Origin of the sequence: Streptomyces pseudogriseolus (assembly GCA_002154585.1) — a bacterium.
Taxonomy (GTDB): domain Bacteria; phylum Actinomycetota; class Actinomycetes; order Streptomycetales; family Streptomycetaceae; genus Streptomyces; species Streptomyces pseudogriseolus.
The window spans coordinates 411-703 of sequence record MUNG01000707.1; the positions used below are offsets into that span (position 1 = coordinate 411).

Here is a 293-nt window from a genome sequence, read left to right on the forward strand (position 1 = left end):
GACGGCGAGGAGGGCGAGATAGACGGCGCGTACGGCGATGACGACGACGTTGCTGACGTGGCCGAGGAAGTAGAGGAACAGGGGGTGGGAGTCGCGGTTGTCGACGATCCAGTCACTGGCGGTGCCGAGCGGCTCGGACAGGTCGACGGTCAACGCCCCGGGCCACGCCCCACTCCCCCACCGCGCGGCGGCGAACGGCACGAGGAGGGCGGCGAGGACGAGCAGCACGCCGAGCTTGCGCACGGCGGGCTTGCGGAGCACGCCGTGCCACGCCGAGGCGCCCGGCGCGGTGG

General features: G+C 73.4%; 1 pseudogene. It reads right to left on the reverse strand.

The window, feature by feature from the left end:
- Positions 1-261: pseudogene (locus CCN29_RS36740) on the reverse strand (glycine/betaine ABC transporter permease); the annotation flags it as partial.
- Positions 262-293 lie beyond the last annotated feature (32 nt).